Origin of the sequence: Streptomyces sp. NPDC094032 (genome assembly GCF_040303965.1) — a bacterium.
In the GTDB taxonomy this organism is placed as follows: Bacteria; Actinomycetota; Actinomycetes; order Streptomycetales; family Streptomycetaceae; genus Streptomyces.
Window position 1 is genome coordinate 18,088 of the sequence record NZ_JBEOUE010000026.1, and the last position, 13,705, is coordinate 31,792.

A 13,705-nucleotide genomic window follows, 5' to 3' on the forward strand; every position below is an offset into this window, starting at 1 on the left:
GGGTCCTTCAAGGGGTCCCCGGCGAGGTGGTCGTCACGTCGCCGGGAACCGGTCATCCCTGTCGCGTCACCGTCTTCTCTCCGGTCACACCCCGCACTCCCGTCATACGGAGGGGGGTGCGAGCTCCGTCCGTACGGTGCGGGCCGCGGCCACCAGGTTCTCCAGGGCCGTACGCGTCTCCGGCCAGCCGCGCGTCTTCAGACCGCAGTCCGGGTTCACCCACAGCCGCTCCGCGGGGATGGCCGAAAGTCCCGTCCGCAGCAGAGCCGCCGCCTCCTCCGGATCCGGCACCCGGGGCGAGTGGATGTCGTACACACCGGGCCCCGCCTCGCGCGGATAGGCGTGCGCGGCGAGCTCCCGGGCCACCCGCATGCGCGAACGGGCCGCCTCCAGACTGATCACGTCCGCGTCCAGCTCGTCGATGGCGCCGATCACGTCGCCGAACTCGGCGTAACACATGTGCGTGTGGATCTGGGTGTCCGGCCGCACCCCGCTCGTCGCGAGCCGGAACGCCTCCGTCGCCCACTCCAGGTACGCCGCCCGGCCCGCCGCCCGCAGCGGCAGGGTCTCCCGCAGCGCCGGCTCGTCGACCTGCACCACCGAGGTGCCCGCCGCCTCCAGGTCCGCGACCTCGTCCCGCAGCGCCAGCGCCACCTGCCGGGCCGTCTCCGCGAGCGGCTGGTCGTCCCGGACGAACGACCAGGCCAGCATCGTCACCGGACCTGTCAGCATCCCCTTCACCGGGCGCGCCGTCAGCGACTGCGCGAACCCCGTCCAGCGCACCGTCATCGGCCCCGGCCGCGCCACGTCACCGGCCAGCACCGGCGGCCGGACGTACCGCGTGCCGTACGACTGCACCCAGCCGTGCCGGGTCGCGAGGAAGCCGTCGAGCCGCTCGGCGAAGTACTGCACCATGTCGTTGCGCTCGGGCTCCCCGTGCACCAGCACGTCCAGGCCCGCCTTCTCCTGGAACGCGACCACCTCCCGGATCTCCGCCTCGATCCGCTCCTCGTACGCGGCGGCCCCGATCCGCCCCGCGCGCAGACCGGCGCGGGCCGCGCGCAGCTCCGGCGTCTGCGGGAAGGACCCGATCGTCGTCGTCGGCAGCAGCGGCAGCCGCAGCCGGACCCGCTGGGCCGCCGCCCGCTCCGCGTACGGCTGCGCGCGGCGCGTGTCGGCCGCGGTGACCGCCGCCGCCCGGGCCCGTACCGCCGGATCCCGCGTCAGCGCGGAAGCGGTACGCGAACCCAGCGCGGCCCGGTTGGCCGCGAGCCGGGCCGCGACGGCGCCGGGCCCCTCGGCGAGCCCCCGCGCCAGCGTCGCGACCTCCTCCGCCTTCTGCCGGGCGAACGCCAGCCAGCGCGCGACCTGCGGATCCACGTCCCGCTCGGCCGCCGCGTCCAGCGGCACGTGCAGCAGGGAGCAGGAGGCCGCCACGTCGACCCGGTCGGCCAGGCCGAGGAGGGTCGCCAGGGTCGCAAGCGAACGCTCCAGATCGTTGATCCACACGTTCCGGCCGTCCACCACCCCCGCGACGAGCCGCTTGCCCGGCAGCCCGCCGACCGCCGCGAGGTCCGCCAGGTTCGCCGCCGCGGGACCCGTGAAGTCCAGCGCCAGACCGTCGACCGGCGCCTTCGCGAGCACGGGCAGCGCCTCGCCGAGACGGTCGAAGTACGAGGCCACCAGCAGCCGCGGCCGGTCGGTGAGCGCCCCGAGATCCCGGTACGCGCGGGCGGCCGCGTTCAGCTCCGCCGGGGTGCGGTCCTGCACCAGGGCCGGCTCGTCCAGCTGCACCCACTCCGCGCCCGCCGCCCGCAGATCCGCCAGCACCTCCGCGTACACCGGCAGCAGCCGGTCGAGCAGCGTCAGCGGGACGAAGTCGGCGGGCGCGTCCGCGGCCGGCTTCGCGAGCAGCAGGAACGTCACGGGCCCGACGAGCACCGGCCGGGCCGCGAAGCCCAGCGACAGGGCCTCGGTCAGCTCGCCGACCTGCTTGCGCGCGTCGGCCGAGAACACCGTCCCCGGGCCGAGTTCCGGCACCAGGTAGTGGTAGTTGGTGTCGAACCACTTGGTCATCTCCAGCGGCGCCACCTCCCGCGTACCGCGCGCCATGGCGAAGTACCCGTCGAGGGGGTCGGCGGCGACCGCGGCACGATGCCGGGCGGGCACCGCGCCCACCATCACGCTGGTGTCCAGGACATGGTCGTAGTACGAGAAGTCGCCGGTCGGCACCTCGCGGACACCGTCCTCGACGAGCTGCCGCCAGGCCGCGCGGCGCAGCTCCGCCCCCGTCCGGCGCAGCTGATCGGCCGTCACCCTGCCCTGCCAGTAGCCCTCGACGGCCTTCTTGAGCTCCCGGTCCGGGCCCTGGCGGGGGTATCCGTACACGGTCGTGGTCGTGCTGGTCACGGGACTCTCCTTCGCGAGTCGTGTGGGAGGACCCCGGTGGGACCACGAGCGCGCGAAAGGAGCGAGGAAACCCGGGAGACGGCGCATGCGCCGTGCCCGTACCGTCGCCGACCCGCCCACGAGGTCACCGGAATCTCCGCGCGCGGTCGTCACGCACGGGCAGTGGCAGGTCTTCGGACTCGCGGGCACGCCCTCCTCGTGGAGGACACCTACTGGCCGTCGCTTCCCGGACCCCCAGGGCCCAGTGCTGTTGACGGCGGTCGTTCCCGCTCACCGCTGCGGGGCAGTCCCGGATTCCCACCGGGTTCCCTCTTACGACGCATCCCGCCTGGCGGACGGGGCGAACCAGCTGCAACGCCCACCCTACGCCCTGCCGTTGGGAGCGAGAAGGCCGATCGGCGGGCACGCGGGGAACGGGGCGCGAACTGGCGGGCCGAACGCCTACCGGACGCCGCCCGGGCCCGACACAATCCCCCTATGACGATCACCCCGGTCACCCGGAGCGCTCAGCGGACGCGCCGCACCCTCCTCCACTTCGCCCGCGGCATCCTGACGAGCGCCGTGATCGGGGGCTCACTCGCCGGGCTCGTCGTCGGCACCGTCATCGAGAACCCGCCGCTCCTCGTCGCGGGCCTGGTCGTGCCCCTCGTCTACGGCCTGCTCGTCCTCGCCGCCGGAGCACCCGCACGCCGGCGGGAGGCGGCCGTCGTCCACCGCACCGCCCTCGGGAAGATCGAGAGCCGGCAGGCCACCGGCGGCGGCGACACCAGCGACGTCCTCGTACGCTTCGAGGCCACCGTCGCGCCGGACGACGAGCCGCCGTACCGCGTCGAGTTCACCCAGTTCATCAACGTCGTCGACCTGCCCGACTACCAGCCGGGCGGCACGGTCGTGGTGCGGTATCCGCCGGACCGGCCGTGGAAGGTCGAGATCGTGAAGCGGCCGACGCCCCAGGGGGAGGACCGCGCGGCCGGGGCCCGTATCGACTCGGTGCCCGGACCCGCCCTGACCGAGTCGCTCCCCGAGGGCAGCTCCGCCGCCGGCTTCGTCAACCTCTTCGCCCTGCTGCTCGCCGCGGCCGCCGTCGTCTTCCTCTACCGCGCCGAACTCTTCGGCCCCGACACCGACGCGCCGCCCCCGTCGGCCGCCGCCCCCTCGTCGACCACGGGCGTCTCCTCGTCCACCGGTACGGTCTCCTTCGGCCCCGGCCAGTCCATGCTCGACCCGGGCGCCCTGCGCCTGGCCGTCACGCAGCTCACCCAGGGCGACGAGAAGCGCCAGGCACTCACCGTCGTCGTGCAGGACCGGCTGCTCACCGTCGTGTTCGCCCCCACCGGCACCCAGGCCCCCGGCTTCGACCTGGACGCGCTGCCCTACGCGCGCATCCCCGCACTCGTCCGCGAGGCCAGGACCGGCCTCGGCGTCCGCTCCCCGCAGACCTGGCAGCTCACCGCCGAGAGCCTCACCGGATCCCTCACCCTCAGGATCGGCGTGACCGGCGCCGACGGGGCCGGCTCGCTGGAGGCGGACGGCGACGGCAGGGTGGTCTCGCGCACCTCGGCACACTGACGACGAGGCGGACCAGGCGGAGCAGGCGGACCAGGAGGAGCAGGAGGAACACGGATGGGCTGGCACGGGTATCTGGCGTTGTGGTGCGGGGTGTTCGGCACGGTGGCGCTGGTCGGCTACGGGCGGTCGCTGGCCGGGGTGACCGCCGGCCAGCGGGCGGTCAGGGTCATGGGCAGGATCGAGCGGGTCACGGAGCCACGGCACGGAAGCTCGGGGCGCGACGGGATATCCGTCGTCGTCGCCTTCCAGGACCCGGCCACCGGACAGGAGTTCACCGTCACCAACGACGGCGAGCGCGGTGATCTGATCCGCGCGGCCTGGACCGGACGGGAGGTCGGCCTCCGCTATCCCCCCGGCCGGCCGCACGCCTACCGGTTCATCAGCGACCCGGAGGAGGGCCGGAGCGGGCTCGGCTGGCCCAACTTCGCGGTCTTCCTGATCTACGTCGGCCTGGTCGTCGTCGCGGCCGTCGACTGGGGCTGGCCGTGGGCCCTCATCGGCTTCGGGGTGCCCTGGACCCTGCTGGCCGTGACCTATCTGCCCGGCTCCGTGCGCGTCACGCGCCGCCGCGCCGAAGAGCTGACCTCCGTGGCCCCCGTGCCCGGCCGGGTCGTCGCCGTGCTCAGGGACGTCACCATCGACGAGGACGGCGACACCCTCACCCACCACCGGCCGGTCGTCGCCTTCACCACGCACGAGGGCACCGCCGTCACCGCGTACTGCCCGGACGGTCTGCCCGACCCCGTCCACTCGCGCGGCCGCCTCCTCACGGTCCGCTACACGCCCGCCGACCCGTCCGAATTCGTCCTGGACATGGGCGCCGAGAACCGGTCCCGCAGACTCGACTTCGGCTGTAGCGCCGTGGCGGTCGTCGTGGGGGTGGCGGCGGCCGTGGTGGGCACGGTCCTGGTCACGAGGTGAGCCGCCGGACGGCCGGTGCGCCCACCGCACCGGCCGTCCTCACGCATGGCGATCCGTCAGGCCACCGCCATGGCGGGCGAGTTGGTGACGCCCTCGTCGTGCCGGAGCAGAGTGAGCAGTGCGGCCCGGGCCCGTGCCACCCGTGAACGCACGGTGCCGACCGGACAGCCCATGGCCTCGGCGGCCTCCGCGTACGGCAGACCGAGGAGCTGGGTGAGGACGAAGGCGTCACGGCGCTCACCCGGGATGGCCGACAGGAGCTCGGCGAGCGCGATGCCGTCCTCGAAACCGGGCAGGTCACGGGGCTGCGCGTGCTCGGCGGCGGTCTGCCAGTCGTCACGGTCCGAGAGCCGGGGCCGCGCGGCGGCGTGCCGCAGGCTGTCGACCACGGTGCGACGCGCTATCGAGAGCAGCCAGGTCCGCGCGGACGAACGCCCCTGGAAACGGGGCAGGGCCGCGAGGGCTCTCAGGAACACCTCCTGGGTGAGGTCGTCGGCCGCCTGACGGTCGGCGCTCAGATACGCCACGTACCGCCACACGTCACGGTGCAGCGCGCGGACGAACTGATCGGCCTTCGCGGGGTCCCCGTCCCGGGCCGCGAGGGCCAGCAGGGTCGTGGCGGCGTCGGATTCGGCGGAGTGGTGGGTACGGGCCGGGGGGCCGGCGGGGCCGGCGGGGCCGGCGGGTGTGCGGGCAGGAGTCATCGCCACAGGTCCTTCGATCCTTGAGGGAGACAGAGGGGTGTTCCGGCCTGCCCCGAGGGCACGGCCGAGGCCCGAGCGGCGGCCGTGCGGCGGCCGGCGGGCCCGGGGAACCGGCTGTCGGATCAGACGACAGCGACTGCCTGCGGAGGACCCCGTGAGACGAGCGAATGGGCGAGGTGCGGCTGCCGGGGCGCACGCTCGTCGCCCGGGCGTACGGGACGCAGCCGCGGCCGGTGCACGGGGACGGGCGCGGCGCCGAGCAGCAGGGCCAGCGGCCGGAACAGCCCCGCGGGCAGCGCCCGCAGCAGCCGGAACGCGCCGCGCTCGCCGTACGCGAGCCACAGCCCGCTGAGCAGCGCGGCCAGAAGGTGCGCGGCGAACATGCCGGAGGACGAGGAGAGCGAGAGGCCCGGGAGGCCCGGGAGCCCTGGGAGGCTCGCGAGCGATGTCATGTCGTGGGCGTCGGCGGCCGCCGGCAGATGCGCCATGGCGAGGTGCCCCATGTGACCGGCGGTACCCATGTCGAGCCCCACGTCGGGCACATGGCTCATGGCCGGACGGACCATGGGGCCGGAGAACACACCCGCGCCGGACCCGGCGGCCCCGCCACCGGACTGCGCCCAGGAGAACACCGAGTGCAGCACCGTCTGGACGCCCACGGCCGCCGCCGTCACCGCGCACAGGCCGCGCTCGCGGGCGGCCACGGCCCACGCCGCCCCGGCGGTCGCCGCGAAGGCCGCGCCCAGCGCCCAACCGCCCACGGGACGGCCCGACATCAGGACGTGGCCGGTCGCGGCGAGCAGCACGCAGACGGCCGCGAACAGGGCGGCCCGTACCGCACGCGCTAATCGGCCCGGTGTCATGGCGTGCCCATCCTCGCACCCCTCCCCGGTGGTCTGCCCGCCCCCTCGACCCGTGGACCCATGCCTACGCGACATGTGGTCCGTCCCACAAGAGGGCCCGGGAACTCCCCGGCGGCCCCGGCCGACTCTTCCTCCCGGAAGCGGCCGGAGGCACCGGGCGCGGTACGGGGGAGGGGCCGCGGGTGACCGAGCAGCGCCCGGCGCGCGGGCTGACCGCGCTGCTGACGACGGCCATGGCGTTCTCGATGATGCAGCTCTTCCTGCTCGGCGCGCTCGGGCCGCGTCTGGTGGAGCGGCTCGGCGTCTCCGAGACCCTGCTCGGTCTGACCACCACCGTCGGCTTCGGCACCGCCGCCGTCCTGTCGCCGCTCGGCGGACGGATCGTCGACCGGGTCGGCCCCCGGCACACGCTCGTCGCCCTGCTCGGGCTGTCGGCGCTCGCCCTCGCGCTGATCGGCGCCGCACCGGGACCGGGGCTCCTGCTGGCCGGGGTCGCGCTCGGCGGCGTACCGCAGGCACTGGCCAACCCCGCGACCAACAAGGCCATTCTGGCCGCCGTCCCGGCGGCGCGCAGGGGCGCGGTCACGGGGACGAAGCAGTCCGGGGTGCAGTGGGGCGCGTTCGCCGCCGGGCTGCCGCTCGCCTCCGCCGCCGGAGTGCTCGGCTGGCGGGGCGCGGTGTGGGCGGCGGCCGGGGCGGCGCTGCTCGCCGCCGTGTGGGCGTGGCACATGGTGCCGCCGCACATGTCTCCCGCCCCCACCCCTCCCGGCGGCCCCGGCGCGGCGGACCGTGGCCCGGTGGCCTGGCTCGCCGCCCTCGGCGCCTTCTCGTTCTTCCTCGGCGCGGGCATCGCCTCCGTCAACACCTACCTCGCGCTGTACGGTGCCGGGCGGCTCGGCCTGGGCCCGGCCGTCGCGGGCGCGCTGGTCGCCGTCCTCGGCGTCGCGGGCGTCGCGGGCCGCGTCGGCTGGTCCCGCGCCGCCGTACCGCGCCGGGCCCCGTGGCTGCCCGGCGGGCTCGCCGCCGGAGCGGTTGCCGCCGCCCTGCTCCTCGCCCTCGCCGAACACGCCACACCCCTGGTGTGGGCGGGGGCGGTGGCCGTGGGCGGGTTCGCGGTCGCGGGCAACGCGGTCTCGATGGTGCTTGTGCTCCAGCGCTCCGCGCCCGGGCGCGCGGGACAGGACTCGGCGCTCGTCGCCGCCGGATTCTTCGCCGGATTCGCGGTGGGCCCGCCGCTCTTCGGGACGCTCGCGGCCCGCGGCCGCTACGACCAGGGCTGGCTCCTGGTCGCGGCCGAGTTCGGCGTCGCCGGGGCCGTCGCGTACACCTGGGCGCTGCGGGACCGCCGTACCCGCGACCGCACCCGGGAACGCGTCGCGTGACCGCCCCGGACTGGGCCGAGTCGGCCCTCGCGCTGCTCCTCCACCGGGCCGGGCGGACGGCCGAACAGATCGGCTCCCGCTTCCCGTTGTACGCCGAGCCGGGCGACGGGCGCTGGACGACGACCGGCCGCGGCTCCTGGACCGGCGGCTTCTGGGCCGGGCTGCTGTGGCTGCGCGCCCGGCACCGGGCCGGCATCGCCCCGTCGGACGTCCTCGCCGCCTCCGCCTGCACGGCCCGCCTCGCCCCCTGGGTCACGGCGGACACCGCGACCCGCGGCCTGATCCTCTGGTACGGGACCGCGCTGGCCTTCGCCGACAAGGGCGCCGACGCGCTGCGGGCCCGCGCGGCCCGGACCGTCCTCGATGCGTGGGAGCCGCGCCACGGCCTGGTCCCGTGGGGCGCGGCGCTCGGCGGCGAGCGGCTGCGGGCCAGGGCGGACGGCGTGCCCGGCCTCGTACCGCTCCTCGCGGCCGCCGGACCCGCGGGCGCCCGGGCGGCCGACGCGCATCTGCGCCGCCACCTCGACCTGTGCCTGCCCGGGGACGGGCGGCGCCCCCAGCCCTCCTGGCGTTACGACGAGACGGCCGCCGCCTGGACCGCGGAGCCCGAACCGGGCCCCGGCTGGACCCGCGGCGAAGCCTGGCTGCTCCTCGCGGTGGCGGACGGCCTGCTGGGCGTGGGCGCCGAGGAGCCCGGGCCCGCCCCCGACCGCCGGCCGGGCACCGCGACCCTGGCCGACGCGGCCGAACAGCTCCTCTGCACCGGCGAGTTCCTCACCGGACCCCTCGTCCCGCCCGCCGACGCCCGCCACCGCGCCGGCCCCCTCGACACCTCCGCCGCCGCCATCGCGGCGGTCGCGCTGCGCAAACTGGCCCTGGTCCCCGGTGCCCCCTGGGCCACCGCCTGCACGGCCCGCTCGGACGCCATCCTCCACCGCCTCTCCCACGCCCACCTCACCCGGTCCGGCGGGACGCGACCGGGCGGCATGCTCCTGGACGGCTGCTACGACTCGGCCGAACGCACCGCCGTCTGGCACGAACTCGTCTGGGGCGACTTCTTCCTCGCCCTCGGCCTCGCGGCCCTCCGCGGCGACGTGGACCTGACCCGCGTGTAGGACGGGCGGCGCCCCCATCGGGTGGGGGCGCCGCCCCTGGCTCACGGCGCGTAGACGCAGGCCGGGATCCCGGGCGAGTGGCCGTCCTCGGCGACGATCGGGGTGTCCATCCACCAGTCGTAGACGTACGTGCCGTCACTGAGCCGGTCCCAGGTCGTGAACGGCCTGCCGTACTGCATGTGGACGTTGTCCCAGCCGCCGTGGGCCTCCTGGCACACCACGTACACGTACGACCCGTAGTTCGCCGACCCGACGACGGCGGCGCCGTAGCTGGGCTGGTACCGGGTGAACACCCCGTCCGTGGCGTTCACCCGGTACCACCCCGGGCCGCTCGTCGCGCTCTCCGTCGCCTGGGCGGCCGAAGCCCCGCCCCACACCAGGGACATGGCCGTCACCGCCGTCACCATCGCCACCGTCGCTCGTACCCGCCGACTCATCAGCGTTCTCCTCTCCTTGCCGACGTCCTCGTCCCCGTCCGCCGGGGAATGCCTCGAAGTGAATCCGGACGGACCGGGCGGTCACTAGCGGATCGACCACACGCCGACCAGACTCCGACCATGCCCACGCCGACGGACCCGCCCACGGCCGACGCGCCCCCGCCCCACGAGCGCCTCGCCCTCGCCCTGCGCCGCGCCCGGCGGGAACACGGCCTCTCCCAACGGGCCCTCGCCCGGCTGCTGCACATGAGCTCGCACACCTCCATCGGCGACTGGGAGCACGCCCGGCGCGTTCCGTCGGACGACACCCTGGGTCTCTACGAACGCCGACTGGGCCTACGGGAAGGGGAGTTACGGACCCTGCGGCGCGAACTGCTGGTCGCCGACGCCGCCCTGGCCGCAGAAGCCGCCCTGAGCACCGTCACCGTCCGCCCCGCCGCCGCCCTGCCGCCCGCCCCCGCCCCTGCCCCTGCCCCCGCCGGTTTCACGGTGGTCCGGCCGACCGCCGCTCTTCCGCCCGTCCCCGCCGACTTCAGCGGCCGCTCCGACGACGTGGCCGCGCTGCGCACCCTGCTCACCGGACCGGCCGCCGCGCCCGTCGTCGTCTCCGGACCACCCGGCATCGGCAAGACCACCCTCGCCCTGCACGTCGGCCACGCCACCGCCGACCGCTTCCCCGACGGACACCTCTTCGCCGACCTGCGCGGCACCCAGGCCCGGACGGACGGTGACACCGGGACCGCCGCCGCGCTCCACACCCTCCTGTCCGGACTCGGCGTACCGGACCAGCGGATCCCCGCCGACATCCCGGCCCGCTCGGCCCTCCTGCGCGGCCTGCTCGCCGACCGGCGCGTGCTCGTCATCCTCGACGACGCCGCGGGCGAGGCCCAGGTCAGACCGTTGCTGCCGGGGAACGGCGGCTCCCGGGCCCTCGTCACCAGCCGCGCCCGGCTCTCCGGACTCGCCGGAGTCCACCGCCTCACGCTCGACCCGCTGCCCGACACCGACGCCCAATCCCTCCTCGCCGCCATCGCCGGACCCGGCAGGACCGCCCGCGAACCCGACGCCGCCGCCGACATCGTCGCCGGCTGCGGCGGGCTGCCCCTGGCCGTACGCATCGCGGCCAGCCGCCTCGCCGTCTCCCCGGCCTGGAGCCTGGCCCACCTCTCGGCCCAACTGCGCGACGAACGCACCCGGCTGTCCCTGCTCAAGGCCGGCGACAGCGACATCCGCCAGGCCTTCGCCTGCACCTACCGGCATCTGACGCCCCTCCAGGCCCGGCTCTTCAGACTCCTGCCGCTCGTCCCCGCCCCGCACACCGGCACCGAGGCCGCGGCCGCCCTCCTCGGCCGCGACGCCCGGCACGCCGCCGAAGCCCTCGACGACCTCGCCGAGGCCGGACTGCTCACCCCCGCCCCGGCCCCCGGCCGCTGGCAGCTCCACGACCTGCTGCGGCTGTACGCCACCGAGCAGTCCGCCGCCCAGGACCGCCCCGCCGCCCGGGCAGCCGCCGCCCAGCGCCTGCACCACTGGCTCGTCGACACCGCCCACCGCGCCGCGAGCGCCCTCTCCCCGGCCCGCACCGCCTTCCCCGGCGGCGAACAAGCCGCGCTGAGCTGGCTCGACGGCGAACAGGCCACGCTCCTCGGCCTGATGAGAACCGCCCCGGGCACCCGCGACTGGCCCGTCGGCCTCGCCCCCCTCGTCACCGTGCTCAGCTGGTACTTCGACCGGCGCTGCCGCTGGGAGGCCATGGCCGAGGCCGGCCGGACCACCGCCACCCGCGCCGAGGACGACGCCGAACGCGCCGCCGGACTCAACGCACTCGGCCTCGCCCGCCTGGAACAGGGCCGCCACGCCCAGGCCGTCGAGCACCACCGGGAAGCACTCGCCGCCGCCCGCCGGGCCGACGACTGGTACCAGGAGGCCGACGCCCTGTCCAAGACCGGCCTCGCCTACTGGGGCCTGGGCCGCTACACCGACGCCGTCCAATGCCACCGCGCCGACCTGCGCCTCGCCCAGGCCAACGACGACCGCGCCCGCCAGGCGAGCGCCCTCAGCCACCTCGGCACGGCCCTCCGGCTCGCCGGACACTTCGACGAGGCCCTCGACGCGCTCGCCCGGGCGCGGACCATCTGGACCGGACTCGGCACCGCGCGCGGCATCGCCATGGCCGACTACCGCACCGCCTGCGTCTACGCCGACCAGGGCCGCCACCCCGAAGCCCTCACCACCGCCCGCGCCGCGCTCGACCTCTTCCACACCTTCGAGGACGCCTGGGGCCCGGCCGGCGCCCACCAGGTCATCGCCCGCGCCCTCGAAGGCCTCGGCCGCCACGAGGAGGCGGCCACCGCGTACCGGCACGCCGCCGGCCTGTTCACCGCCGTCTCGGACACCCACAGAGCCGAACAGACGACGCTGGCACTGCGCGCCCTGGAGCGGGAAGGCCCCGGACACATCCCAGCGGGCTTCCGCTTCCTCTGACTCCGGCGGGCCCCGCGAGCCCGCGCCCTACCCCAGCCACTCCCGCAGCAGCTCCTCGCGCTCCGAGCGGCGGGGAGTGCCGCCCTCGTGGGTGCGGCCCCACTGGGACATGGCCGCCAGGGTCGTCTCCAGCGTCGCCTCGCCCTCCGTCAGGCGGGACAGCAGGGCGCGGGAGAGGTCGGTCTCGGCCGGGGAGTAGCCGGAGGCGGCGGCCACGTACGTCATCAGTTCGTGGACGCCGTCGGGGGTCCGCACACCGACCCTCATCAGCGGCGGGGCCTCGCCCCCCAGGCCCGTGCCGCCGGCCATGGCCAGCTCCAGGACCGTGCCGAGGGCCAGGTCCCTGACCGCGCCGACCTGCCGCATCAGGGTCCTCTCGGGGACCTCCGACACCGTCAGGTCCCGTATGTCCTCCCACAGATGGAGACGGGACTGCCCGTCGCCGAGGCCCACCACCGCCTCGGGGGTCAGGCGTACCCCGGGCGCGTGCCCGGACGGCTTCGCGCCCACGTACACATCGCCCTCGGCGATCCAGAACAGGCCCACCATGGCCATGGTCGTGCTCACTTCTTCCAGCGGTCAGGTCGCCCTCGGCAACGGGCGGGAGTCCTGGGAAGTTCCCCTGTCGCGCAGCACCCTGCGCGCCACCGACGTGATGTGCAGCTCGTCGGGGCCGTCCAGGACACGGGCCGTGCGGCCCGAGCGGAACAGGGCGGGGAGCGGGGTGTCCGGGCCCAGGCCCGCCGCGCCGAACACCTGGACGGCGCGGTCCGCCACGTCCTGAAGGGTCCGGGCCGCCGCCGTCTTCGCCAGGCCCACCTCCACGTGCGCGTCGCGGCCCTCGGCGACCAGCGCCATCGCCTCGTACACCAGCGGCCGGGTCGAGCGCAGGGCGAGCAGCGCCTCGAAGACGTGCCGCTGGACGAGCTGGTGGCCGCCCAGCGGACCCCGGCCGCCCTGCCGGGCGACCGCCCGCCCGCAGAGCAGGTCGAAGGCTCGCCCTGCCTGCCCGAGCCAGCGCAACGCCCGCAATGTACGGCCCAGTTGGAGGCGCTCGCCCGCCACCGCGAGCGCCCCTCCCGGCGGGCCCACCAGATGGTCCTCGTCGACCGGCACCCGGTCCAGGGCGAGCTCGTACTGCCCCGTCGCGCCGAGCACCGGCAGTTCGCGCACCACACGGAAGCCTGGGGCGGTGGTGGGGAGCAGCAGGAGGGAGAGGCCGTCCCGGTCCCCGGGGGAACCGCCCGTCCGGGCCAGGACGGTCACCAGGTCCGCGTCCCGCGCGTGCGACACGAACCACTTGCGCCCGCTGACACTCCATCCGCCACCCGGCCGCCGCTCCGCGCGCGTGGCCGTGAGCGCCGGCTCGGTGCCGGGCGTGTCGGGCTCCGTCATCGCGTAGCAGGCGCGGAGCTCCCCCGAGACCAGGAGGGGAAGGTACTCGGCGCGCACCCTCGGCGAGCCGTGCCGGGACAGCATCGTCACGTCCAGGAGCGGGGCCGATCCCAGCGCCGCAGGGCCGTGGTCGCTCGCGCCCTCCGCCTCCGCGAGGGACGCGTACCGGCTCAACAGCAGGCCCCCGCCGCCCAGTTCGGCCGGGAGCGGCAGCGCCCACAGGCCCGCCTCGCGCGCCTCCTCCCGCAGGCGCGCCCGGATCCCGGCGGCGTCCGGGCCGCCCGCGTCCAGGCGTGTCTCGTACGGGAAGACCCGCTCCCTCACGAAAGCGGCGACCCGCTCCCGCAGCGGCTCCCCATCGGCCGCGGTTGCTTGATCCGTCACCGTCTCCGCTCGCCTCCCTTCCCGCCTCCGTCGGCCGCACCT

General features: G+C 75.9%; 11 protein-coding genes and 1 riboswitch. Of the genes, 5 read left to right on the forward strand and 6 right to left on the reverse strand.

What is annotated here, in order from left to right; genetic code table 11:
• Positions 1–102: 102 nt before the first annotated feature.
• Positions 103–2,409, reverse strand: a complete 2,307-nt coding sequence (gene metE / locus ABTZ54_RS28880) for a 5-methyltetrahydropteroyltriglutamate--homocysteine S-methyltransferase (RefSeq protein ID WP_351668661.1) — start codon at positions 2,407–2,409, stop codon at positions 103–105.
• Positions 2,410–2,572: 163 nt separating this feature from the next.
• Positions 2,573–2,757: riboswitch (cobalamin riboswitch) on the reverse strand.
• Between the two features lie 129 nt (positions 2,758–2,886).
• Here metE and ABTZ54_RS28885 point away from each other — a divergent pair.
• Both ABTZ54_RS28885 and ABTZ54_RS28890 read left to right on the forward strand, forming a co-directional pair.
• Positions 2,887–3,978 carry a hypothetical protein gene (locus ABTZ54_RS28885; RefSeq protein ID WP_351668663.1) on the forward strand — a complete coding sequence of 364 codons (1,092 nt, stop codon included), beginning with the start codon at positions 2,887–2,889 and terminating at the stop codon, positions 3,976–3,978.
• A gap of 54 nt (positions 3,979–4,032) precedes the next feature.
• On the forward strand, positions 4,033–4,899 hold the full coding sequence (locus ABTZ54_RS28890) for a DUF3592 domain-containing protein (protein WP_351668665.1): 867 nt from the start codon (positions 4,033–4,035) through the stop codon (positions 4,897–4,899).
• A 56-nt stretch (positions 4,900–4,955) separates the two neighbouring features.
• Here ABTZ54_RS28890 and ABTZ54_RS28895 read toward each other — a convergent pair whose 3' ends face one another.
• Positions 4,956–5,603 carry a sigma-70 family RNA polymerase sigma factor gene (locus ABTZ54_RS28895; RefSeq protein ID WP_351668667.1) on the reverse strand — a complete coding sequence of 216 codons (648 nt, stop codon included), beginning with the start codon at positions 5,601–5,603 and terminating at the stop codon, positions 4,956–4,958.
• A gap of 122 nt (positions 5,604–5,725) precedes the next feature.
• Positions 5,726–6,466 carry a hypothetical protein gene (locus ABTZ54_RS28900; protein WP_351668669.1) on the reverse strand — a complete coding sequence of 247 codons (741 nt, stop codon included), beginning with the start codon at positions 6,464–6,466 and terminating at the stop codon, positions 5,726–5,728.
• A 233-nt stretch (positions 6,467–6,699) separates the two neighbouring features.
• Between ABTZ54_RS28900 and ABTZ54_RS28905 the strand changes: the two genes are divergently transcribed.
• Complete coding sequence (locus ABTZ54_RS28905; protein ID WP_502997334.1) at positions 6,700–7,848, forward strand: MFS transporter; 1,149 nt, start codon at positions 6,700–6,702, stop codon at positions 7,846–7,848.
• The gene (locus ABTZ54_RS28910; RefSeq protein WP_351668673.1) at positions 7,845–8,963 is read left to right on the forward strand and encodes a sugar ABC transporter permease; all 1,119 of its coding nucleotides are present in this window, start codon (positions 7,845–7,847) and stop codon (positions 8,961–8,963) included. The genes ABTZ54_RS28905 and ABTZ54_RS28910 overlap by 4 nt, the downstream gene beginning before the upstream one ends.
• A gap of 41 nt (positions 8,964–9,004) precedes the next feature.
• Here ABTZ54_RS28910 and ABTZ54_RS28915 read toward each other — a convergent pair whose 3' ends face one another.
• Entirely contained in the window at positions 9,005–9,400 is a 396-nt protein-coding gene (locus ABTZ54_RS28915; protein WP_351668675.1) for a hypothetical protein, read from the reverse strand.
• 120 nt (positions 9,401–9,520) lie between these two features.
• Here ABTZ54_RS28915 and ABTZ54_RS28920 point away from each other — a divergent pair, with 120 nt between their 5' ends.
• Positions 9,521–11,884, forward strand: coding sequence for an ATP-binding protein (locus tag ABTZ54_RS28920; protein ID WP_351668677.1), 2,364 nt, complete (start codon positions 9,521–9,523; stop codon positions 11,882–11,884).
• Between the two features lie 27 nt (positions 11,885–11,911).
• Here ABTZ54_RS28920 and ABTZ54_RS28925 read toward each other — a convergent pair whose 3' ends face one another.
• The gene (locus ABTZ54_RS28925) at positions 11,912–12,451 is read right to left on the reverse strand and encodes a hypothetical protein (protein WP_351668679.1); all 540 of its coding nucleotides are present in this window, start codon (positions 12,449–12,451) and stop codon (positions 11,912–11,914) included.
• A gap of 12 nt (positions 12,452–12,463) precedes the next feature.
• On the reverse strand, positions 12,464–13,663 hold the full coding sequence (locus ABTZ54_RS28930) for an acyl-CoA dehydrogenase family protein (RefSeq protein WP_351668681.1): 1,200 nt from the start codon (positions 13,661–13,663) through the stop codon (positions 12,464–12,466).
• Between the last annotated feature and the right edge of the window lie 42 nt (positions 13,664–13,705).